Annotated in this window: 22 protein-coding genes; 13 read left to right on the top strand and 9 right to left on the bottom strand. The window is 56.8% G+C overall.

The window, feature by feature from the left end:
- Positions 1–4: 4 nt before the first annotated feature.
- The 4 genes from ENN68_05225 to ENN68_05210 form a co-directional block, all read right to left on the bottom strand.
- Positions 5–763: a hypothetical protein gene (locus tag ENN68_05225; GenBank protein HDS45479.1), complete on the bottom strand. Its 759-nt coding sequence runs from the start codon at positions 761–763 to the stop codon at positions 5–7.
- A gap of 18 nt (positions 764–781) precedes the next feature.
- Entirely contained in the window at positions 782–1,474 is a 693-nt protein-coding gene (locus ENN68_05220; GenBank protein ID HDS45478.1) for a hypothetical protein, read from the bottom strand.
- Positions 1,475–1,628: 154 nt separating this feature from the next.
- Entirely contained in the window at positions 1,629–2,300 is a 672-nt protein-coding gene (locus ENN68_05215) for a class I SAM-dependent methyltransferase (protein HDS45477.1), read from the bottom strand.
- Positions 2,301–2,350: 50 nt separating this feature from the next.
- Positions 2,351–2,737, bottom strand: a complete 387-nt coding sequence (locus tag ENN68_05210) for a hypothetical protein (GenBank protein HDS45476.1) — start codon at positions 2,735–2,737, stop codon at positions 2,351–2,353.
- A gap of 234 nt (positions 2,738–2,971) precedes the next feature.
- On the opposite strand from ENN68_05210, the gene ENN68_05205 reads away from it, so the two are divergent.
- The 4 genes from ENN68_05205 (at position 2,972) to artA (ending at position 6,571) form a co-directional block, all read left to right on the top strand.
- A complete protein-coding gene (locus ENN68_05205) occupies positions 2,972–3,172 on the top strand; it encodes a histone family protein (protein HDS45475.1) in 201 nt (66 codons plus the stop codon).
- Between the two features lie 241 nt (positions 3,173–3,413).
- Positions 3,414–4,703 carry a Glu-tRNA(Gln) amidotransferase subunit GatD gene (gatD, locus tag ENN68_05200; GenBank protein HDS45474.1) on the top strand — a complete coding sequence of 430 codons (1,290 nt, stop codon included), beginning with the start codon at positions 3,414–3,416 and terminating at the stop codon, positions 4,701–4,703.
- Complete coding sequence (locus tag ENN68_05195) at positions 4,700–5,728, top strand: hypothetical protein (GenBank protein HDS45473.1); 1,029 nt, start codon at positions 4,700–4,702, stop codon at positions 5,726–5,728. The genes gatD and ENN68_05195 overlap by 4 nt, the downstream gene beginning before the upstream one ends.
- Before the next feature lie 15 nt (positions 5,729–5,743).
- On the top strand, positions 5,744–6,571 hold the full coding sequence (artA, locus tag ENN68_05190; protein HDS45472.1) for an archaeosortase A: 828 nt from the start codon (positions 5,744–5,746) through the stop codon (positions 6,569–6,571).
- Here artA and ENN68_05185 read toward each other — a convergent pair.
- Both ENN68_05185 and tgtA read right to left on the bottom strand, forming a co-directional pair.
- Positions 6,526–6,897, bottom strand: coding sequence for a hypothetical protein (locus ENN68_05185; GenBank protein ID HDS45471.1), 372 nt, complete (start codon positions 6,895–6,897; stop codon positions 6,526–6,528). The two genes, artA and ENN68_05185, sit on opposite strands and share 46 nt — an antisense overlap.
- Entirely contained in the window at positions 6,894–8,354 is a 1,461-nt protein-coding gene (tgtA, locus tag ENN68_05180; protein ID HDS45470.1) for a tRNA guanosine(15) transglycosylase TgtA, read from the bottom strand. Before tgtA ends, ENN68_05185 begins: the two co-directional genes overlap by 4 nt.
- 110 nt (positions 8,355–8,464) lie before the next feature.
- Here tgtA and ENN68_05175 point away from each other — a divergent pair, with 110 nt between their 5' ends.
- Positions 8,465–9,508, top strand: a complete 1,044-nt coding sequence (locus tag ENN68_05175; protein HDS45469.1) for an isochorismatase — start codon at positions 8,465–8,467, stop codon at positions 9,506–9,508.
- 9 nt (positions 9,509–9,517) lie between these two features.
- Here the strand turns inward: ENN68_05175 and ENN68_05170 are convergent, their stop codons facing one another.
- Positions 9,518–10,897 (bottom strand): nicotinate phosphoribosyltransferase, encoded by a 1,380-nt coding sequence (locus ENN68_05170; GenBank protein ID HDS45468.1) that lies wholly within the window; start codon positions 10,895–10,897, stop codon positions 9,518–9,520.
- A gap of 147 nt (positions 10,898–11,044) precedes the next feature.
- Between ENN68_05170 and cca the strand changes: the two genes are divergently transcribed.
- On the top strand, positions 11,045–12,430 hold the full coding sequence (cca, locus tag ENN68_05165; GenBank protein HDS45467.1) for a CCA tRNA nucleotidyltransferase: 1,386 nt from the start codon (positions 11,045–11,047) through the stop codon (positions 12,428–12,430).
- Between the two features lie 40 nt (positions 12,431–12,470).
- Here cca and gatA read toward each other — a convergent pair whose 3' ends face one another.
- On the bottom strand, positions 12,471–13,922 hold the full coding sequence (gene gatA / locus ENN68_05160) for an Asp-tRNA(Asn)/Glu-tRNA(Gln) amidotransferase subunit GatA (protein ID HDS45466.1): 1,452 nt from the start codon (positions 13,920–13,922) through the stop codon (positions 12,471–12,473).
- 90 nt (positions 13,923–14,012) lie between these two features.
- Between gatA and ENN68_05155 the strand changes: the two genes are divergently transcribed.
- From ENN68_05155 to ENN68_05130, 6 genes are all read left to right on the top strand, one after another.
- Positions 14,013–15,506 (top strand): radical SAM protein, encoded by a 1,494-nt coding sequence (locus ENN68_05155; protein HDS45465.1) that lies wholly within the window; start codon positions 14,013–14,015, stop codon positions 15,504–15,506.
- Between the two features lie 457 nt (positions 15,507–15,963).
- Positions 15,964–16,284 (top strand): thioredoxin, encoded by a 321-nt coding sequence (gene trxA, locus ENN68_05150; protein ID HDS45464.1) that lies wholly within the window; start codon positions 15,964–15,966, stop codon positions 16,282–16,284.
- Entirely contained in the window at positions 16,275–17,777 is a 1,503-nt protein-coding gene (locus ENN68_05145) for a DNA-directed DNA polymerase II small subunit (protein ID HDS45463.1), read from the top strand. The genes trxA and ENN68_05145 overlap by 10 nt, the downstream gene beginning before the upstream one ends.
- A gap of 17 nt (positions 17,778–17,794) precedes the next feature.
- Positions 17,795–18,712: a di-trans,poly-cis-decaprenylcistransferase gene (uppS, locus tag ENN68_05140; GenBank protein ID HDS45462.1), complete on the top strand. Its 918-nt coding sequence runs from the start codon at positions 17,795–17,797 to the stop codon at positions 18,710–18,712.
- Positions 18,713–18,770: 58 nt separating this feature from the next.
- Positions 18,771–19,358, top strand: coding sequence for an RNA 2',3'-cyclic phosphodiesterase (gene thpR / locus ENN68_05135; protein HDS45461.1), 588 nt, complete (start codon positions 18,771–18,773; stop codon positions 19,356–19,358).
- A gap of 7 nt (positions 19,359–19,365) precedes the next feature.
- Entirely contained in the window at positions 19,366–20,754 is a 1,389-nt protein-coding gene (locus ENN68_05130; GenBank protein HDS45460.1) for an exodeoxyribonuclease VII large subunit, read from the top strand.
- 12 nt (positions 20,755–20,766) lie between these two features.
- Here ENN68_05130 and ENN68_05125 read toward each other — a convergent pair whose 3' ends face one another.
- Positions 20,767–21,066: a hypothetical protein gene (locus ENN68_05125; protein ID HDS45459.1), complete on the bottom strand. Its 300-nt coding sequence runs from the start codon at positions 21,064–21,066 to the stop codon at positions 20,767–20,769.
- A gap of 244 nt (positions 21,067–21,310) precedes the next feature.
- Between ENN68_05125 and xseB the strand changes: the two genes are divergently transcribed.
- On the top strand, positions 21,311–21,556 hold the full coding sequence (gene xseB / locus ENN68_05120; GenBank protein HDS45458.1) for an exodeoxyribonuclease VII small subunit: 246 nt from the start codon (positions 21,311–21,313) through the stop codon (positions 21,554–21,556).
- Positions 21,557–21,575 lie beyond the last annotated feature (19 nt).

Here is a 21,575-nt window from a genome sequence, read left to right as displayed (position 1 = left end):
TGAGCTAGTGACTGGCAACCGGTACGGTTCTCACGAGCTCTTCGTGGATTCTGCTCGCGTAGCGATAAAAATCAGCAAGGCTGGTATCCGCGAGCGCCCATGTCGCTTCGGAAACCCGGGTGTTTCCCGCATCATACCACTGATCCACGAGCGTGATCACATAGGCGTAGCGCTTTGTCTGCCACTGATGTGCATCGAGCGTCCCGCCTGGATATTCCAACCCATAACGTTCACAGGATGTTCGCATCAGATAGGGATATCCTGCAACGGTGTTGAATTCCTCGAAGTCATAGAAGAAGAGCAGTTCGTTAACGGGATTCACGGTGAACGCTAGCGCATTCTGGGGCTTATCTATAGTGACAATGAACTCGCCCACGACCTGATCGCCGTAGACACCCAGGCGGTCATCGAATCTGAAGCTACCCTCGGGCAATGAGAAGATCACACCGCCACCAATCCTGTCACCGAGCAGGATATGATTTGGGAACATCAGCGAGAACGCGGCAGAACCAACGTGCCACGGCTTCCGCTCGCTCCGCGCGATCGTGGTGAGATTGTAGAGCAGCGGCGGGCCCCATAAATCGTAATTCGAGTTGTCCCCACCGCGCATACAGGTAGTGCGATACGCATCGATCAAGACCCAGGATTGCACGATCTCATCCGGATCCTTGATAGCGTTTGGATAGCGGTATCCCGCCTTCTGGAGATTAACGAGCTCAACGGCATTGATGAAGTAGGGTTTGTCGGCGAAGATGCCGAACATGACCTCTGCTTCTACATCCTAGCCCTGCCCCGCCTCCTTCTGATACGTATCCCAGCTGCGGGTATCAATCAGCAGAAAGCCCTGGGCCGCGTCCTCGTAAACGAATTCGTACTCCAGTCCGTCAGTATCGTAAAGCGCCGTGCTCGCATAGGGGAGTGAATTGTCACCGTCATGATCAGCAAAGCCGAAATCGCAGGCCGTGAGGACATCGATCTTGCTCGAAACGGCATCATTGTAGATCAGGATATCCCGGTCTTGCACCTTATCGAAGATCGTGTAGTAGCTGTGATCAAGGTTGATATTCAACTGGTAATAGGGATTCTCAATGACCAGCCAGCCCTTATCCGGTGCATGCTTGCTCGTGCAGGGCTCCCAGATACGGACGTACCCGCCATCCTCGTGGGTCAGCAGATGGCGGATCTGCGTTGGCGTTATCTGCTCACTTTCAGTGTCCGATCCCAGCTCCGGAGACTCATGATATTGATAGTACCATTCGTGTACCCCAACGTGCACCGCGGCATCAAAGAGGGCAATGGCAACGAAGAAGAGGATGGCGAGGATAAGTGTCAAAACGGGCTTGTTCTTGTACAATCTGGCAAGGCGGGCACGAACAACCCCTTCGAGATCCGAGATCTTTGCAAACTTCTCGTCAATAGTCTCGCATACCCGTCTCAGTCTTTTCAGACGGGGCCTGCTTTCGTCGCTGGCCATTGCACCTCCCCCATAACATAATAAGGTGCTCCTTCCCTTTTAGGATTATCCCCCCGCTTTGCGGGATCTTCAGCGTGAACTGGTCGAGATTGTGGAATCCAATACGCTCGCCGTTTGAGATTGTTGTTCATACTCAACAGTACCTGAGCTTTCCTCATTGTTTCTGCATCACGAAGAAGACAGAAGCGCATCGTTCAGGATTCTTTTTGAACAGCGCTACTTCGCGATACTCCTGCTCAAGCACAGCGAGCGCCTTTACGTCTTCGCTATAGTTCGCACGCAGCTCTGCTATCCGCATCTCTAACGGCTCGTAATAGGTACGCCACCACTCACTGGCAGAGACGTAAAAATGCCCGAGCAGCTCATAGCCGCTTTTGGTGATACGGTTCAGTTTCGTCTCCACGTCACCGAGCTCATCATGAACGACAAGGAACCCGCGGGACTTGAGCAGTCGCCGCCACGCGGCCAGACCGTGTTCAAAGCCAACAACCGCGATCGAGCCCTCGGCCCAGATGATATCGAAGCTCTCGTCCGGGAACTCCAGCTCGAATAGCGAGCAGTTTACGGCCTTCACCCGATCTGAGAAGTTTGCTGCTTCGATCTTCCGCTGTAGATCGTCCAGTGCAGGCTGATTGATATCCAGTCCTATTATAGTTCCGTTACTCACCCGCGCGAGCTCCATCGTCGGCACACCCGTGCCGCAGCCGATATCCAGAATAGCGGGCTGATTATATGCGGGCAGCATCCGGAACGCGCGCCGCGTGTAGCAGAGAAGGTTGGCTCTGAACCGGTCTTTCTGCAGCTCATCCTGCACCTCTGTGGTCATGCGGATTCAGTGATCACCCGACCGCGGCTCGTTCACGTCACGTGTGTGCGTCACTTCACTCTTTGCGCGCCCTTCGCGATCGCTTCCTCGACCGCGGCGAGATCCTTCATCACGAATATCCGCTCCTTCGCGCGATCCTCCGAATGAACGGAATTCTTGAGAATCGGCGCGTATTTCTTGAACCGATCGATCTTCACCGTATACGCGGCGGTGTCCTCGATCGGAACGGGCTCGAACCCCCGCTCCTCCAGATACGCGATTACTTTATCCCGTTCACTAACGTTCTCGAACTCGAACCGGTAGGTCTCGCGATGGTAATACTCAGCCAGCTCTTTGAAGATCTCAGGCTCGCCGAAGAAGTGCTTGAAGCACCACAATTTGCCGATCTTGAAGATATTGATCTTCTCCTTCTTCACCTTCGGTTGCTGAGCGCTCATTTGCATCCTCCTTCCAGTCTACTATTCATCAAGCTAGGATATAACCTCTCGTGATGCGCACACCTCTTCTGCTTCAGGATCGAACGCGGATTTTCGCACGTTGAGCTAGCGGTATATGGTCTCCCCGGATTCGGCACGAGCTAACGCGCCCTTCATCGGATTAAGCCCGGTCGGGTGGTCAAACAACCAAAAAGCTTATATATACCCACCGAGTACCCAGTATCAGTGATAAAAATGGCTATATTACCAAAAGCACCTGTAACCAGGTTGGTTAAGAACGCCGGAGCCGAGCGAGTGAGCGAAGAGGCCGCGGAGGAGATGACGCGGCTGCTCGAGGATTACGGCGCGAAGATCGCGAAGAAGGCCGTGACACTCGCGAAGCATGCCGGTCGGAAGACCGTAAAGGCCGAGGACATCATGCAGGCTGTGGATTAAAAAAGCATACCGAAGAGGGGAGAACGAATCAATACGGCTAATCCCCCTTTTTTATTTTTTGGTTCACGCATGCCGGTATTGAGGATCACTTCAGGTCGCCCCCGGACACGCGGATTTCTTGGCTGAATGAGGGTACTCCTCGATCCGGCCCGAACCAGTGCTTGCTCGTCTTCATCGAGTTGACTACGGGCCGTGCCGTGCTCTGTAACCCTTATATCCTCTCAATCTAGATGGTCTTTTGATGCAGGACGCTGAGGTTGAAGAAGGCGATCGCATACGGGTACGAAAAGATACCGATTCCGGCACCGCCGTCTACGAGGGTGTGTTCATGCCCACGGCATCGAAGAACATCGTCCTCAAGCTTGACAGCGGTTATAACATCGGTATTCGGCCTCAGAACGTTGAGATCAAGCTGGTCAGCAGGGCAGGCGTCCTTCGGGAACATGGCGCAGTCGAAGCGCCAGAAGCGCAAAGAACCGGGCACTTGCCCAAGCTTTCAATCCTCTCGACGGGCGGCACGATCGCCTCGAAGGTCGATTACCGAACCGGTGCCGTTTCGCCGCAATTCACCACTGCGGACATCCTCGAGGCGATTCCGGAGCTGGGGCAGATCGCCACCATTACCGGCAAGGTCGTGTACAGCATACTGAGCGAGAACATGCGAGCCGCGTACTGGCAGCGACTCGCTGCTGAGGTCTACGCTGAGATACAGAACGGCGCGGACGGTATCATCGTGACCCATGGGACCGATACCATGGGCTATACCGCGGCAGCACTGGCATTCATGGTCCAGACGCCCGTGCCAATTGTGCTCGTGGGCTCACAGCGCAGTTCTGACCGCCCGTCCAGTGATGCCTCGATGAACGCGATCTGCGCGGCGAAGGTGGCCACGAGCGATATTGCGGAGGTGGTGGTCGTGATGCACGGGAGCACCTCCGACGATTTCTGTTTCATACACCGCGGCACGAAGGTGCGGAAGATGCACACCTCAGCCCGTACTGCATTCCGATCGATCAATGACGAGCCCATTGGCCGGGTACGGTATAGCACCAGCGATGTGGCAACGGTGCAGATCGAGGCCATCCCGGCGTCTTATGTACGTCGTGGCGAGCGTGAATTAGTGCTCAGAGACGCGCTTGAGGCGCGCTGTGCGCTGATCAAGTTCTTTCCGGGTGAAGATCCCGGGGTGCTCGAGTATTTCGTCGGGCACGGGTACAAAGGCCTCGTTGTTGAGGGTACCGGGTTAGGGCACGTCTCCGCGGAATGGATCCCGGGCATCAGAAGCGCGGTGGAGCGCGGCATTCCAGTTGTAATGACCTCTCAATGTTTATATGGCACTATCTGTGATAGGGTCTATGATACCGGCCGTGATCTGCTCACTGCGGGCATCATAGAGGCTGAGGACATGCTGCCCGAGACGGCGTTGGTGAAGCTGATGTGGGTGCTCGGCCAGACGCAGGATATGGCGTCTGTACGACAGAAGATGCAAGAGAATATTGCCGGTGAGATAAAAGGGAGACGAATGCCATGAATATTTTCGCACTGGATATAGGCGTGGGCACACAGGATATAATGGTCTTTGACACTGACCTCACGAGGGATTTTGAGAGCGCGTACAAGCTCGTGCTCCCGTCACCCACCCGTATCCTGGCTGAAGAAGTTCGGAAGTCTCAGGAAGACGTGGTCATCTTTGGTGATACGATGGGTGGTGGACCCTTTACACGCGCCGTGCTCGATCATCTCAGAGATTATAAGGTGTACATGACCGAGGATGCAGCACGGACACTGCGAGACGATCTGGAGAGCGTCCGTGCATATGGCGTTGAGCTCATATCGGGCGAACAGGAGATCGAGGAATTGAGCGAGACGGCCGCGCCGATAAAAATAACCGATTTCAATCTCCAACTCCTCGCTACCCTTGCGTCCTTTGGCATCGATACCAATTTCGATGTCATCGCGATCGCGGTGCAGGATCACGGGGTCGCACCCGCGGGTCTTACTGATCGGGAGCACAGGTTTCAGATGATCGAGGAGAACGTGGGCGGGGGGCTGGAGTCTTTTGCGTACCTCGATGGCGTACCGGAGAATCTGAGCCGCATGCAGTCGCTCTATCGGTCGCTGAGACGCTGGTATGAGGGGCACATCCTCCTGATGGACACCGGGCCTGCGGCGGTGCTCGGCGCGCTCGAGGACGAACAGGTAAAAGACAAGAGCCGGGTGGTCTGTGTCAATGTCGGCAACGCACATACCATCGCGATCTCCCTCACCGAGGGTCAGATAGCCGGGGTCTTTGAGCACCATACGCACCTGCTGGATAAGCCGAAACTCGAGACCTGCCTTTCCAGACTGTGCGACGGCACGCTAACGTTCCAGGAAGTCTTCGATGACGGCGGGCACGGTGCAGTAGTGCGCGGCGCGAATCAGCCAGAGATTATTTCAGTAACGGGACCAAACCGCCGGAGAATGGCGGGTCTGGGCGTCTTTGCCGCACCGGGGGGTGACATGATGATGACCGGGACGGTGGGCTTGATCAAAGCCGCTTTGAACCGTCTGTAATCAGCTCTGCAGCACATGATCTCCCTGGCCAGTATCCCGTTCATCGCCATCGGGCTCTTCGTACTAGCGCTGCTTTTCAAGAAGCGCGTGGTCGGTGCGCTGGGCTGGCTCGTCTTCTCGGTGTACTGCGCCTCTGAACTCTCGTACTATCTCCTTGAGAAGGCAGAGTACTTTGACGCTGCGATCGCTTTTATTTTCCTCGCCTTTACGCTGCTCTTCGCGGCGCTCATGCTCAAACCGGCATCGCCAGGCGACCGTGAGGAAGCGGCGCTGCACTTCACGGTAACCAAAATCGCGCTGATCACTGCGGCCCTTTACTTTCCGTTCGTTGCCGTTCCCGCACTTGAGACGCTCATCATTGCCCTCACCACGCGGATCACCGTCACGGTGCTCGCGATGCTCGGCGTGAGCGTGTACATGGTCTACCCCTCCAGCATCTACACCACAGCCAGCATGTTCCACGCCGTTTACAAGCCGATAGAGATCATTCTGGCCTGTACGGCCATTCAGAGCATGGTGCTCTTCGCTGGCCTGACCCTCGGGGTAAGGGCACCGCGGAACCGCAAGCTCAAAGCCTTCCTCGCCTCCGTTCCCACCATCTACGTGCTGAACATCGTGCGGAACGTCTTTGTCACCGCGTCGTACTTCGGCTCGTGGTTCGGGCCGCCGCTTCTGAGCTTCGATATCAGCCACGGAATCATTGCACGATTCTACGTCATGATCTCGCTCATCGTTGTAGCCTACGCGGTCTTCGTGTTACTCCCCGAGGCGCTCGACCTCATCGAAAACTTCTTCCGCTATCTGTCCAGACGGCTTACCGCTTCAATACGCATCAGGGGATAATCCCGCTCCTTATCGTAGTTCACGCGCACACGCGCCTCAACCGTCTTATACCGAACCACAACGGTCACGTCCAGCATCTCGCCCCGCAACTCGCCGTATCCGAACTCGTTCGCACGAGCTCGGACCTTTGCGCGATCGATCTTAGCGGTTACGGCACGGACCCAGGGCTGTAGCGATACGCACTGCGCGATCGCGTTTTCCAGCGATTCCGCGGTCTCCACGCTCACCGGCGTGCCGATGAACTGGTGGTAGAGCGCGCCGAGCTTGATGCCCGCTTCAAAGAGCGCGTTATCACGATCGGTTATCGCTTCTGCGTCCTGTTTCATTCCACAACGTGCACCTCCGCATACTTCCGGATCTCGTCAATCAAGGGCTGTCCCTCCCACGCTCGATCGCACCAGAAGACGAACTTCACCTCTCGGTTAAGCTTGAGCAGTTTGAGCACGTTCTGCAAGGCGACCGCCCTGGCTTCGTCGTCCACGGTCTGGGGTAGCTCCGCCTGCCCCACGGGATAGCTTTCCGCCAATTCTACGGGATACGGGCCGAACGGCGGTTTCACGAAGAAGACGTGATCAAACGCGCCTGTGGTGTTCCGCGGTGTTGACGCCGTAGTGATCAAAACCGTGCCGGAGACCGTGAATCGGTTCAGCCGGCTTGCGTACCGCAGCACCTCAGGTCTGCGTGCGGAGCATGCGCTGAGGTAAAAGAACGGGTGCTTTGTCCCCGGATCGTAGCGCTCGATCAGTTCGGCATAGCTGGTCATCCGGAGCAGTCCGTTGAGTAACGCGGGGTACGCGCGGCAACGGCGCTCACAGAGCTCCCAGAGGTTCCGCTCCACGATGCTCTGCTTCACGATCCGCATCTCCTCGAAGGTAACCCAGAGATTATGTGCCGCGAGCAGATCAACCGCTTCCTGAAGCTCGCGGATGGTATATGCGGAGCAAACGGGGCACGAGCAGGGCAGGTGCTGCAGCGCATCTACCTTCCGCGTGCCGTCTGCCGTTATGTACCGTCTGCCTTTTGCGTAAAGCACATAGGCCGCGGAATCGAAGAGGTCGCAGCCCAGCGCGACGGCGAGCGGGAAGATAATGGGATGTCCTGCGCCGAAGAGATGAACCGGTGCATCCAGCGGTAACTGCTGTTTCGCGGCCACGATGATGTTCGCGATCGTGCCAAACGCGTACGATTCCAGCAAGGGCACGACACCGCCGATGGCATAGAGGTCGAAGCCCAGCGCCGCAGCTTCGCGCGCGCTCTCTTCACGCAGATCGAGGAAAGTCGCACCTTGCACGACTCCCGCGAGCAGCTGGTCCGTGCCCTGGAAAATCCTCCGTGCTTCGCGCAGCCGTCTTATGGTCTCTTCTAAATCTGATTTTGCGTGTGCGTGCAGCGCATCAGTCGGTGTGGGAATATCGAGCGGTACACAGACGTCCGACCCGATAAGCTGCTGAAATTCCAGTGTCTCACGGTTGCTCACCTCGACGTCCTGATATTCGTAGAGCTGGTAGGAGCCCGAATCGGTCATGACGGGCAGATCACAGTCTAAGAGCGCATGGAGGCCGTGTTTGACCGCTTCTTCGTGCAACCCGGCGTTACGGTAGATGATGTATGCATTGGTAATGAGCATCTCCGCGCCGTACTTCCGCATGTCCCGGGGCGCGATCGTCGGAATGTTGGGGTTTATCACCGGTAGTATGGTGGGCGTTTCCACGGCGCCATGCGGTGTTTGCAGCCTACCGATCCGTCCCATCAAGTCCTTATGTCGCAGCTCAAACTCGAGCATTCTACTCCGTTCACTTCCCTGCGTAGCAGTACGGTGGCTCTACGGTGATACTAGATACTCAATTCTTTTTCTCGCCTAAAAGACTAGGGCACAGTGAGAGAAACAGGAAGATGGCGCGCCGTGAACTCCCGATTCCACCGCACTATGATCCCGCGACCGTAGGTGAGGTCTGGCAAGTGCCCTATCAGGTGCGTGCCCGGGAAGCGGAGCAGTGGGCGAAACGCTATAAGCTACCCCCTGCGGCCGCGGACAGGTACAAAATCTGCCTCGTGGTGGTCGATGTGCAAAATACTTTCTGCATACCGGCCTTCGAGTTATTCGTCGCCGGACGTTCGGGAACGGGCGCAGTCGATGATAACCGGCGATTGTGCGAATTCATCTACCGGAACCTGGGGTTGATCACCCGGGTCTCGCCGACGATGGACACGCACCAGGCGGTACAGATCTTCCACACCGTCTTCTGGGTCAACGAACGAGGCGAGCACCCTGAACCCTACACGCTCATCTCCGAGGATGATGTGGCGACCGGTCGATGGAAGTTCAACCCGGCGCTCGGGCTCAGCCTCGGGATTGGCGAGCGCTACGCCCGGCAGTACCTCCTGCATTATACCCGGACTTTGCGAGCAGGCGGCAAATATGAGCTCACCATTTGGCCCTTCCACGTGATGCTGGGGAGTATTGGCCATGCGCTTGTCCCTGCGGTGGATGAGGCGATCTTCTTCCACAGCATCGCGCGATACAGTCAACCGAACTTCCGTGTGAAAGGTGATAACCCCTTTACCGAGCACTATTCGGTTCTTGGCCCGGAAGTGATGGAGGACCAGAACCGTAAGGTGATCGCGGCAAAAGATGTCCAGTTCATCGATGAGCTGCTAAAGTTCGATGCGGTCATTATCGCCGGCCAGGCCAAGAGTCACTGCGTCGCCTGGACCATTGCGGATCTTCTGGAAGGCATTCATGGACGTGATCAGAAATTAGCGGAGAATGTTTACCTGCTGGAGGACTGCACCTCGGCAGTCGTCATCCCGGGGGTGATGGACTACACGGCTGATGCGAACGCGGCCTTCCAGCGGTTCGCCGACGCAGGTATGCACATCGTCCGGTCAACCGAGCCGCTGAACCGCTGGCCGGGCATCACTCATCCTGAGCTGTAAGGTATCAGCTCAAGCGCCCGGGGTATATGCCGTGGTCAGCTCCTGTGAGAGCGCGGCGAGCAGGGGGCTGATCTTAACGGGATACTTCGCGGGTGTGAGCTTCTTGTAGCGCGCGGGAAGCCGCAGAAGGTTCTCCGCCACCCGGTTCCGGATCGTTTCCAGTGACTCCCGTCGTAGCACTCGCCCCCTGACCATGTACTGCGCGAGTAGTGTGGTCGCCGGCTCTTCCATCTTCTCCAGCTCCTCGGTAGAGAGCGCAATCAGGTCGTAGGCATATTCGCCCTTCTTCAGTACCCGGTAGACCTGTTTCGGGCCGGGGAGTGTTATCTTCCCGGCACTCAGCTTCATTACGGGTCGATATTCTCCCGCGGGCCCTTCGACCTCCACCAGTTTGTAATTCACGTTCACGACCGGTGCGTCCTGCGAGGTTCCCATCGCGGTACCCACGCCGAAGCTATCAATAGGCGCTCCCTGCGCACGCAACTGCTCGATCTTAAACTCGTCGAGATTACCGCTCGCCATGATCTGGACGTACTCGAGCCCGTTCTGGTCCAGTAACGCTCGCACCGCTCTGCTGAGCGCGGCTAAATCGCCGCTATCCAGTCGCACACCGTGCAGCTGTTTCCCCTGCAGCTCGAGCGCCTTCGCCACGGGCACTGAGCGCCGTGCACCTTCAACCGTATCGTAGGTATCGATGAGCAGGATCGTGCTTCCCGGGAAGACGCGCGCATACGCCTCGAATGCGTCCTGTTCGCGTTCGTGGAACATTATGTAGGAATGCGCCATTGTGCCATAGATCGGAATGCGGTACTTCATGCCCGCAAGGACGTTCGAGGTACCCGCGCAGCCAGCGAGGTACGAAGCGCGGGCGACCTTCATACCCGCGTCGGTCCCGTGCGTCCGCCGCAGCGAGAAATCAACGACCTGCTTGCCCTCCGCGGCATACACAATACGCGCGGCTTTCGAAGCGACCATCGTCGGGAAATTAACCGCGTTCAGCAAATAGGTCTCCGCCAGTTGTGCCTCAATGATCGGCGCGGTCACCCTGAGTAACGGCTCGTTCGGGAAGACGAGAGTTCCTTCGGGGATCGCGTGGAGCGTGCCGGTGAAGCGGAACCTGGCGAGGTACTCGAGGAACTGTTCGGTGAAGAGCCGCTTCGCCTGGAGATACTCGAGGGCCTCCGGGGGGAATCGTGCATGCTCGAGATAGTCGAGTACGCTCTCCAGCCCTGCGGCCACGAGGTACGAGCGGCGCGGGGGCATATCGCGTATGAACAACTCGAATGAGGCACGTTCATCACGCCCCTCTTCGAAATACGCGGCACACATGGTGAGCTGGTAGAGATCGGTGAGGAACGCCATGTTCTTCCAGGTAACGAAATCGTCCATGAGATTGAGAATGATCTTCACGGCTCTTAAGCCTGCTGGTCGCCTCCCCGCTGCCGCACTGCGCAGCGAAAGAATACTTAACTATGCTGAGCACCAACTTGTTCCCTGAGGGGGGCGGCTACAGGCTCAGCCGGTTCATTGTTCGAGATGACGAAGGATGAAACGATACGGGGGATCTGCGCAGCGGCCCTAGAGCGGCTGAGACCTACGGATGATGAGCGCCACCGCGTGAAGACACTCGTCCAGCGCATCATCACGCTGCTTAATGCGCGTGCCGCGGAGCTGGGTCTGGAAGCACGTGCGCTCTCTGTCGGATCGACCGCACGAAATACCTGGCTGCACGGCAACGCGGACATTGACATCTTCATCCTGTTCCCCACGACCCACTCAGAGGAAGAGTTGAAGGAGCAGGGCCTCGCGCTCGCCAGGAGCGTGGCCGATCGTTATGAGGAGCGATACGCGGCGCATCCATACATTCACGCGTATTTTTATGATCCTGCGACCCGGCAGGAGCACGAGGCGGACCTGGTGCCCTGCTTCGCCGTCAAGGATGTGTCGCGGTTGAAGTCCGCGGTGGACCGCACCCCGTTCCATACTCGGTATGTGACGGAGCGAATCGGAGGAATCGAGGATGAAGTACTACTGCTCAAGCAATTCCTGACCTGCCTTGGCATTTACGGTTCAGAACTCCGTCGTCGCGGCTTCGCCGGTTACCTCTGCGAGCTGCTGATCCTGCACTATTCATCCTTTGTCGAGCTATTGAAGAACGCTGCCCAGTGGCACTATGGCGAACGAATCGATCTTGAAGGAAAAGGCACGTATAAAGGTGAAGGGCACGATCCGCTCATCGTGATCGACCCGGTCGATCCCAAGCGTAACGTTGCGGCTGCGGTCTCGGAGTATTCCTTCTCACGGTTGATTGATGCGGCGCGTGAATTCCTAGCGGAACCGGGCCCGGAGTTCTTCCAAGTCCGCAGGGACGAGCCGATGAGCGATGCAGAATTCACGAGAACCATGCGGGAACGCGGTACGGAACTCGTGCTGGTCGTTTTCGAGGCACCCGATGTGGTTGAGGACATTCTCTTCCCGCAGTTGCGTAAGGCAGAAACGTCAATTATCACTTTGATGGTGCGGCACGGATTCCAGATCTACCGGAGCGATGTATACGCCGAGGGCGATAAAGCGTTTCTGCTCTTCGAGCTGCTGGTGTGGGAGCTCCCGCGGATAAAGAAGCATATCGGGCCGCCCGTTACGTCGGCCTATCATGCGGCGAAGTTCAAGGAACAGTACCGGCAATCGCACCGGCTATTTATCGAGGACGGCAGATACGTGGTGGAGGTGGCGCGACGGTATACCGATGCGGTCAGCTTGCTCAGAAGTGAGTTGCGATCGTGCAGCCTGGGGAAACAGGTTCGGGAATCGGTCGATAAAGGGTATGAGGTGCTCAGAACCGAAGAGATCGAGTTCACGCCGGGGATTGGGGCTTTCTTCAGGGAGTACTCTCGGGGGATTTGCTACACCTCTCGCATTTAGTTAGCTCATCGAATGTTCGGCTTGCCAGCGAGATCCTGTTTTACGAGCCGCTCTGCTCATATGCTCCGGCCACCCGCAATATCAGATCTTCCTCGAAATGCCGTCCCACGAGCTGCAGCCCGATCGGCATGTTATTTGAGGATCCACAGGGAATCGAGAGTGAGGGCACACCCGCCAGGTTGATCGAGACGGTATTCACGTCGGCGAGATACAATGAGAGCGGATCCTGTATCCGTTCGCCGAGCTTAAAGGCGACGAACGGCATCGTGGGCATCGCGAGGATATCGTGCGTCTTCAACGCCCCCTCGAATTCGTGTTTGATCAGTGTCCGCACCTTCAACGCCTTAAGGTAATATTTACCGTAGTAGCCCGCGGAGAGCGCGTAGGTGCCGAGGATGATCCGTCGTTTCACCTCCTCGCCAAACCCGTCGCCCCGTATCCGCGAGAAGGTCGTGTGCCAGTCCTCGTCCTTGCCCTCCCGAAGCCCGTACCGGAGCCCGTCAAACCGTGCGAGATTCGAGGACGCCTCGGACATCGCGATGACGTAGTACGCAGCGAGCGCGTACTTCATGCTCCGCATGCTGAGCTCCTCGTAGGTCGCCCCGAGTTCCTCAAGTCGGTGAATCGCGTTCCATACTGCACGTGCGACCTCAGGGTCGCAGCCCTCGAAGAACTCACGGGGCACGCCGATTCGCAGCCCGGTGACCGCCGCTCCAGGTTCAGTACCCGCTTCGTTGAGCCAGGAGCAGTGGTAGTTCGATGCAGCACCTTCCGTTTTGAGTTTCAGCTGGGTGCTGTCCCGCCAATCCCGGGCTGCTATCACGTCCAGGAGCAGTGCGGTATCCTTCACGGTCGTAGCTATCGGCCCGATCTGCTCCAGCGAATTCGCATAGGCAATGAGCCCGTAGCGTGATACGGACCCGTAAGTGGGCTTCAGACCGACGGTCCCGCAGAACGATGCGGGACACCGAATCGAGCCACCGGTATCAGATCCGAGCGCGAGGATCGTCTCACCAGCGGCAACGGCCGCGGCGCTCCCGCCCGACGAGCCACCTGGCACTCGCGTGAGGTCATACGGGTTCTTCGTGGGCCCGTAATAGCTCGTTTCCGTGGACGTGCCCATGCAGAACTCGTCCATATTCGTCTTCCCAAGGATGATCGCGCCTTCGTGCTTCAACGCCTCGATTACGGTCGCGTCGTAGGGCGGAACGTACCCCGTCAGAATTCGCGACGCGCACGTGGTTTGAATACCGGCCGTGGAGATACTGTCCTTGATGGCAATGGGCACACCGAGCAACTTTTTGCGCTGGAAATCCGGTTCTGCACGCCGTTTATCAACTTCACGTGCTTCTTCGAGTGCGCCCTCTCTGGTGAGGGTAATGTAACAGTTCAGCTTGCTCCGCTCGATTCGCTCGTAAATCTCTGCTATGAGCGCTTCGCAAGAGATTTCACCGCTTTTTATACGTGTTATGGCTTCTATCGCGGTTACCATTGCCGTTCTTCACTCGCCCTCCGGGTAGATTTATATACCAATAACCGCACTTCTTTTATAAACTCTCGTTCGTGGATCGGTGACTCATGCATGGAGCCCAAAAAGACGAAATCGCTCTGTCCGCAGTGCCTCAAGGTCATTGATGCGGTGGTTTTTGAGCAGGACGGCAAGATCCTGATGAAGAAACGCTGCCCGGAGCATGGCGAGTTCGATGATGTCTACTGGTCCGACGCTGATCTTTATCACAAGTTCGAGAACTGGCACTTCGAGGCCGATGAGAGCGATGCGGGTATCCAGACTACAATGCTGGAGAAGGGCTGCCCCTTCGATTGCGGGCTCTGCCCGGAGCACAGGAGTTCGACGATGCTCGCACTCATCGATCTCACGAACCGCTGTAACCAGCACTGTCCGACCTGTTTCGCGAATGCTGCGGTTGCCGGGTATCTGTATGAGCCGACGATGGAGCAGCTGGTGGCGATGATGAAGCTGCTCAGGAGTGAGGTACCGCCGTGTCCCGCGATCCAGTTCGCGGGTGGCGAGCCCACAGTGCGTGAGAATTTCGTGGAGATCGTGCGGAAGGCACGAGAGCTCGGCTTCTCGCATATTCAGGTGGCGACGAACGGCATCGCCATGTCCAAGAGCGTCGAGTTCTGCCATGCGTTAAAGGAAGCAGGCTTGCATACCGTCTATTTGCAGTTTGATGGCGTTACCGACGCGCCGTACGAGAAATTACGGGGCATACCGGCGTTGAAGACAAAGCTGCAGGCGATCGATAACTGCTGGGCAGGCGAGATCAAGAGCGTTGTGCTCGTGCCCACCCTTGCCCGGGGCGTTAATGACGACCAGATCGGTGCTATAATGCGGTTCGCGGCAACGAAACTGCATATCATAAAGGGGGTGAACGTGCAGCCGATCGCATTCGAGGGTCGTGTGGATGATGCAGAGCGTAAGCGGCTGAGAATAACAATCCCTGATTTCATACGACTGCTGGAAGAGCAGACCAACGGCGAGATACCGGCAGAGAGCTTCTATCCTGTCCCGTTCGTCCTACCGGTCTCCCATTTCGTGGAAGCCTGGAAGCAGGTGCCGCAGGTCGAATTCACCGTGCATCCGCACTGTGGCGCGGCGACCTACGTATTCGTGGTGGACGGCAAATTCGTGCCTATTACGGACTTCATGGATGTTGAGGGCTTCATGGAGTTCCTGAAAGAGAACGCGGAGGAGACCTCGCGGGGGCGAATTAGGAAGCTCAGGGCAACGGCAGGGCTCTTCCAAGCCTTACGGAAATTCGTTGACAAGGATGAGGCACCCGAGGGATTCGAACCCCTGAAATTGCTCGCTAATATTTTGGGCATCGGCACACGTGAGGCGGTTGCCGAATTCCACCGGCAAGCGCTCTTCATCGGCGCTATGCACTTCATGGACCCTTATAACTACGATATGGACCGTGTCAAGCGCTGCGGCATCCATTACGCCACACCGGACGGCCGGATCATTCCGTTCTGCTCGTACAATGCGATTCACCGGCCCCTGGTCGAGCGCGCATTCTCAAAGCCGTATCATACTCCCGAAGCGAGTAACTAACTGCGAACGCATCAGTTTATCGCCCACCCCTAAAATCGTGCTTGCTGCGGGTCTTTAAATACGATACTATCCTATAGATACGTGCCCCTTTCGAAGAGTAGAGTGACCTCGCAGCACTGCAAAGCATGAGCTCTATGGCAAACAAGGGGCAACAACCACGCCGTATTGCACGGTCCCTGCGGTAGCCCTTTTCACGATGATGGCGATGACCGTAATAAGGAAACCACAATACGGTACATTTTATGCACAAAGCTTATCAACGACCCCGCTCTTTAAATGAAATCGGTAACCACTAAGAACAGTAAGGGGGAAGACCATGGGAGAAGAAAAAGAACGTGTAAGCGCGGCGAGGGGCGATGAGAATCAGGAGATCGAGCGTATACGGGCGAATAAGATGCGGGAGTTGGAAGAGCAGCTGAAGACGACGAAGGAGGGCGGAGCTCAGGCTCAAGCGGTCATTGACCATCCGGTTGAAATAACCGACAGGACATTCGTCGCGTTTGTAAAGCAGCATCCTTTGGTGGTCGTGGATTGCTGGGCACCCTGGTGTGGCCCGTGCCGGATGGTTGCACCGATCCTGGAGCAATTAGCGAAGGAGTACGCCGGCAAGGTGGTCTTCGGTAAGCTGAATGTGGATGAGAATCCGCGCATCGCCACGGAATATGCGATCATGGCAATACCGACTCTCTTCATCTTTAAGAATGGCGAGCCGGTCGATGTTATCCAGGGCGCGATGCCCAAGCCTCATTTTGAAGCGAAACTGAAGGAATGGTTGTAAAACCGTATGAACGGGTGTGTGTGCACGAACTCGATATTGTGAGGCGGTTTGCAGACTGCGGGTTCCAGATACATCCTGAAGCCCTGGCGTTGCTCACCCGCTGTAGACTGAACGCCAAAGGGAGCTGGCACTTCGACCTCGAGACGATCGCGCAAGAGGTAACGAGATCGGTTGACGCTTCGATATGCGTCATCTCGCCCGTCCATGTCTCTGCTTTTATCGAACATAACGGGAAGCAGGTCGAGGAGGAGCTGCCCGCGGAATTGCACACGGAAGCGCCCGTCATACTACGTTCGTATCCCGAGCAGTGCGCAGTTGGCGAGCACAAGACTTTCCTCCCGCACTTCATGGACCGGTATGAGCGGCTGAGCGCGATACTCAAGAAACGGCTGAAATGCACACAGATACGGTTCTTGAAGACCGGGAGGGAGAGTACCGAGGATCTCACCCTGGTGGGCATGGTATCGGCGATCCGGAAAACGGAGAAGGGCAATCTGCGCGTGGATTTGGAAGATCCTACCGGAAGCGTACCGGTAATCGTATCGCCCCGGGAGGAGCTCATGCTCGACGAGGTCATCGGTGTTACGGGTTTCCTGGCTACCAGTGGTTATTTTATCGGGCGTAAGATCTTCTACCCCGATGTGCCGCTGCCGAACTCGGCATTACAAGCCTCGCTCCCGTCGACGGCGGAGCACGAGGAAAGGAATAAAAGTATCCATGCTGTATTCATCTCTGATATGCATGTGGGAAGCACATCCTTCCTGGAAGAGGCGTGGGATCGGTTCGTCGAATGGCTGAAGACGGAAACCGCAGACCAGCACATCCCGTATCTTGTGGTCGCGGGCGATGTGGTAGATGGCATCGGCGTGTATCCGGGCCAGGAGGAAGATTTGATGATCACGGACATCGAGGAGCAATATCGTGTGGCGGCGAGGTATTTCCACCAGTTGCCGGCGCATCTGCACGTTATTATCTCACCGGGCAACCATGATGCGGTACGTGGTGCGGAGCCGCAGCCGCCGTTGCCCGAGTACATCAGAACATTGTTCCCGGCCACGACGAGCTTTGTGAGCAGTCCCGCGTATATTCAACTTGGCGGGCGCCGGGTGCTCGTCTATCACGGGCAATCGTACGACGACCTGGTGAACGCGATCCCGCGGCTGACGTATAGTAAGCCCGCGGATGCGATGGTGGAGATGCTGAAGCGTCGTCATCTCGCGCCGATCTACGGCAATTCCCTCGCCATTGCGCCCCAGGATCATGATTACGGCGTTATCGATTACGTCCCTGATATCTTTCACTGCGGGCATACGCATACAGTAGGGCAGTTCAGATACCGGAACGTGCTGCTCATCAATTCCGGTACCTGGCAGGCGCAGACGCCGTACCAGAAGAAGCGCGACATCACGCCAGTTCCCGGCTGTGCAACGGTCGTAGACCTGAGCTCGATGCGGGTACAAGTGCGGGATTTCGTAGGTCAGGCAGGTGCATGACGATGGCGATCGAAGCGATGCGGAACGGTGGCGAACGTATCAAGAGCGGTGCGATACGACGCGCTTTGAACATTGTTGGCTGGGCACGTGGGCGTGCATACCGAGCATACGAGAAACGGCTGAAGGATGAGATAGCCGCGCGGAAGCTCCCTGAGCATGTCGCGATCATCATGGATGGCAACCGCCGGTATGCGCGCAAGCTTGGGCTCTCGACGGATGAAGGCTATGACTACGGCGCGGGCATCACTGAACGGGTGATCGAGTGGTGCTTTGAGTGCGGTGTGAAGCAACTCACGCTCTACGCCTTCTCAATCGAGAACTTTTCACGTACAGAAGATGAGCTGGAGAAGCTTTTCGAGCTCATGCGGACGGAATTTGATAAGATCTGCGTGGACGAGCGGTTCCACAAGAACGAGGTGCATATGCGCGTGATCGGGAACATTGGTTTGCTGCCAGAATCAGTGATCGCGGCGATACGGCGTGCAGAAGCGTCGACGGAGCGGTATACTAAGTTCAAACTGTTCGTGGCCGTGGCTTATAGCGGCCGTATGGAGATCGTGGATGCAATGCGGATATTAGCGCACCTTGTGAAGCGCGGGCTCCTGGCGCCTGAGGAGATCGATGAAGAGACGATCGCCCGGCATCTGTATATCAGCCAGATAGAGGGAGAGGCCGATGCTGCGAGTTCGGGCGCGAAGACACCGGTGGATCTGATCATTCGCACGGGCGGCGAGCTGCGGATCAGCAATTTCGTACCCTGGCAAGCGCTGGGTAACGAGTGCACGGCATACTTCTGCGCGCCGTTCTGGCCGGAGTTTCGGCGGTTAGACCTCCTGCGAGCGATTCGCACCTACCAGGAGCGAGAGGACGAGCGAAGGCAGCGTTCGAATTCCAGAGTTTCGAAGCTCAAGCGGCTCCTTGGTCGTGACGCGTGACCAGAAGTAGCGAAAATATCCTTTACCTAACGGGTTTTAATAATGAGGTATCGAGGACATGAGAACTTTTATTGCTGTTGATCTCTCAGACGAGATAAGGACACAAATCGAGACACTGCAGCAGGAACTGGGATCGCAGGGGCTGCAAGAGGGCACGCTCAAATTTGTTGATCCGAAGCAGGCGCACCAAACGATCAAATTCCTCGGTGAGGTGCCGGATGAGGCGATTGAGCGGATAAAAGAGGCACTGGCCACGATTCAGCATGAACCGTTTGAGATCCAGCTCCGTGGTGTGGGGTTCTTTCCGCAAGCGGCCCCTGAGAAGGCACGAACTATCCGGGTGATCTGGGTGGGTATAGAAGAGGGCGGAGCGCAGATGAAATCATTGCAGACGGGCGTGGAGGTGGCAATGCACGCGCTGGGCTTTCCACCTGAGCAGCGGTTCAGTGCGCACGTGACCCTGTGCCGTGTTAAGAAGCCGTTCAGGTCAAAGAGCGAGCTCAGCCGGGTCTTGTTGAAGATCACGGAGTTGCGTGCGACGGACCTGGGACCGATGCGAGTAGACTCGTTGAAATTGAAGAAGAGCACCCTCACGCCCAGAGGGCCGATCTATGAAGATCTGTATGTGAAGAGCCTGGTGGGATAGCGAATAGATGGCAAAGCCTCACAAGGTAAGTGGTAACCTGCTGGATTTCCTGTATACGCGTGACGATAAGCCTCAAGCGGTCTGTCATCCGGAGAACGCTCGCGTGCTCGAGCGGGTACTGGAAGTGGACGAGAAGGTGAACTCGGTGGGCGGTGTGAAGGAACCGCGAATCTACACGGTCCAGGAGATTACGGGCCGGATACGCCATATTCTGGAAGACGACAAGGAGCTGCGCGATATTTATGTAAAGGGTGAGCTCTCGAATCTCAGCCAGCCGACCTCCGGCCACCAGTACTTCACGCTCAAGGATGAATATGCTGAGATCCCGTGTGTCATGTTCAAGGATAATAGCCGCGGCCTGAAGTTCGGATTGGAAGACGGGATGAGTGTGATTGCCCGCGGTCGGATAAGCGTGTATGAGAAACGTGGTAAGTATCAGTTGTCTGTGACGGAACTCCAGGAGGCGGGTTTGGGGGCGCTGTATCTGGCATTTGAGCAGCTCAAGAAGCGGCTGAAAGCGGAGGGGCTGTTCGATCCTGCGTACAAGAAGCCGATACCCAGTTTCCCGCGCCGCATCGGGCTGGTCACCTCACCCAGTGGCGCGGCTGTTCGTGATATGCTGAAGGTAACGAAGAAGCGGTTCCCGCACGTTCATATCCTGCTGGCGCCCGTAGCGGTGCAGGGCGAGGGTGCATCGCTTCAGATCGCGCATGCGATCCGTATGATGAACCGGTGCAGTATGGACCGGGAGCGTATCGACGTGCTCATTGTGGGCCGCGGCGGCGGCTCACTGGAAGAGTTGTGGGCCTTTAACGAAGAGTGCGTGGCACGTGCGATCTTCGCATCGAAAATTCCTGTCATCTCCGCAGTAGGGCATGAGACGGACTTCACCATCGCGGATTTCGTCGCGGACAAGCGCGCGGCAACGCCGTCGGAAGCAGCCGAAATCGTCGTCCCGGATGCAAAGGAGCTGGCGCGTAATTTGCGGTCGCTGGAGTTGCAGCTGCGGCAGAACGTTTATAAAGGGCTCGAGTTCTATCGAAAGCGGCTGGAGGCGACGGAGAAGAATCTCCTGTTCCGCACGCCGAAAGAGCGGATCAATCAGCACCGGCAGACGATCGATGAGCTGAAGCGGGCGATGGTAGCGGAGCTGCGGCACCTCACGAGCCTGCACCGTAAGAGCGTGCTGGCATTTGCAGGCAGATTAGAGGCCTTGAGCCCGCTAGCGATCCTCGACCGTGGCTACAGCATCTGCACGAAAGTGCCCGAGGGGACGCTCGTACGGAGCGTAGATGAGCTTGCGGTGGGTGATGCGCTCAAGATCCTCTTTGCGGACGGTGAGGCGGTCTCGGACGTGAAGAGTAAGAAGCGCACAAAGGCGCCAGAACCACCATAACGAGTTTGTGACTCACTCTTGCGAGTCATACCAGTGACTGAGTAATTGTGTCATCGCTTCTGTATCAGTTGCATCGGAATGCTCAGCCAGATCTTTTAGCGGGTCGTACTTATCCACGGAATATCGTTTATTTCTCTTAGCGCGCTTGAGCACGAGGCCTTGCAGGTTAACGGAGAGTGGCTGGCCCGAGGTATTCACGACAGCGTCCTGCTTGACGACGACCCAGGTCTTCCCGCCGTCTGTGGATTGGAGCACACCCTTCAGGTGGATCACATGCTCGTTTTTTATCCGCTCTAACTCTTTCACCGGCATGATTCCTGGCTCTGTTTATCTAACCGGAGACCAATCAGCCCCATCGGTACGTTTATTACTATCCGAAGGGAGATGTATTAAACGTTATGGTGGGTGCGGCACGCATGAAGGTCTTTACCGTATCAATCGTTTCTTTGGTTGGTATCACCCACGCGCCGGCTTTTGCAGGCGGCACGGCTGGAACCGCGAGGGTGCAGCAGTCCAGCGGAACCAAGCGTGCACGCGTGGTAAGGAGAGTGTGGAAATGGTAAAAAAGGAAGCAGGCGAAGCGATCGCATTTGAAGCCGCGCTGAAGCGTCTGGAGGCGATAGTGGAGGCGCTGGGCGCGGGCAATCTCTCACTGGACGCATCGCTGAAGATGTTCCAGGAAGGTATGGAGCTCTGCAAGCTCTGCAACAAGCAGCTGGATGAGGCGGAATACAAGGTGGAGCAGTTGATGGAGAAGGAAGGTGGGGAACTCAGCGTCGAGGGCTTCGAGGTGAACGAGTAACTAGATAGACTAACGGTGC

The sequence above is a fragment of the Methanomicrobia archaeon genome (assembly GCA_011049045.1).
Taxonomy (GTDB): domain Archaea; phylum Halobacteriota; class Syntropharchaeia; order Alkanophagales; family Methanospirareceae; genus JACGMN01.
The sequence above is the reverse complement of the archived record's forward strand: the minus strand, read 5'-3'. Positions and strand labels throughout refer to the sequence as shown.

Excerpts from the sequence above, each read along its gene's own strand:
- gatA (HDS45466.1), bottom strand. The coding sequence starts at position 13,922 with ATGGTAACCGCGATAGAAGCCATAACACGTATAAAAAGCGGTGAAATC.
- ENN68_05195 (HDS45473.1), top strand. The coding sequence starts at position 4,700 with ATGAATATTTTCGCACTGGATATAGGCGTGGGCACACAGGATATAATG.
- uppS (HDS45462.1), top strand. The coding sequence starts at position 17,795 with ATGCGGAACGGTGGCGAACGTATCAAGAGCGGTGCGATACGACGCGCT.
- ENN68_05210 (HDS45476.1), bottom strand. The coding sequence starts at position 2,737 with ATGAGCGCTCAGCAACCGAAGGTGAAGAAGGAGAAGATCAATATCTTC.
- ENN68_05220 (HDS45478.1), bottom strand. The coding sequence starts at position 1,474 with ATGGCCAGCGACGAAAGCAGGCCCCGTCTGAAAAGACTGAGACGGGTA.
- ENN68_05170 (HDS45468.1), bottom strand. The coding sequence starts at position 10,897 with ATGGACGATTTCGTTACCTGGAAGAACATGGCGTTCCTCACCGATCTC.
- ENN68_05175 (HDS45469.1), top strand. The coding sequence starts at position 8,465 with ATGGCGCGCCGTGAACTCCCGATTCCACCGCACTATGATCCCGCGACC.
- gatD (HDS45474.1), top strand. The coding sequence starts at position 3,414 with ATGCAGGACGCTGAGGTTGAAGAAGGCGATCGCATACGGGTACGAAAA.
- ENN68_05145 (HDS45463.1), top strand. The coding sequence starts at position 16,275 with ATGGTTGTAAAACCGTATGAACGGGTGTGTGTGCACGAACTCGATATT.
- ENN68_05225 (HDS45479.1), bottom strand. The coding sequence starts at position 763 with ATGTTCGGCATCTTCGCCGACAAACCCTACTTCATCAATGCCGTTGAG.
- ENN68_05155 (HDS45465.1), top strand. The coding sequence starts at position 14,013 with ATGGAGCCCAAAAAGACGAAATCGCTCTGTCCGCAGTGCCTCAAGGTC.
- ENN68_05185 (HDS45471.1), bottom strand. The coding sequence starts at position 6,897 with ATGAAACAGGACGCAGAAGCGATAACCGATCGTGATAACGCGCTCTTT.
- artA (HDS45472.1), top strand. The coding sequence starts at position 5,744 with ATGATCTCCCTGGCCAGTATCCCGTTCATCGCCATCGGGCTCTTCGTA.
- tgtA (HDS45470.1), bottom strand. The coding sequence starts at position 8,354 with ATGCTCGAGTTTGAGCTGCGACATAAGGACTTGATGGGACGGATCGGT.
- xseB (HDS45458.1), top strand. The coding sequence starts at position 21,311 with ATGGTAAAAAAGGAAGCAGGCGAAGCGATCGCATTTGAAGCCGCGCTG.
- ENN68_05215 (HDS45477.1), bottom strand. The coding sequence starts at position 2,300 with ATGACCACAGAGGTGCAGGATGAGCTGCAGAAAGACCGGTTCAGAGCC.
- ENN68_05125 (HDS45459.1), bottom strand. The coding sequence starts at position 21,066 with ATGCCGGTGAAAGAGTTAGAGCGGATAAAAAACGAGCATGTGATCCAC.
- ENN68_05130 (HDS45460.1), top strand. The coding sequence starts at position 19,366 with ATGGCAAAGCCTCACAAGGTAAGTGGTAACCTGCTGGATTTCCTGTAT.
- ENN68_05205 (HDS45475.1), top strand. The coding sequence starts at position 2,972 with ATGGCTATATTACCAAAAGCACCTGTAACCAGGTTGGTTAAGAACGCC.
- cca (HDS45467.1), top strand. The coding sequence starts at position 11,045 with ATGACGAAGGATGAAACGATACGGGGGATCTGCGCAGCGGCCCTAGAG.
- thpR (HDS45461.1), top strand. The coding sequence starts at position 18,771 with ATGAGAACTTTTATTGCTGTTGATCTCTCAGACGAGATAAGGACACAA.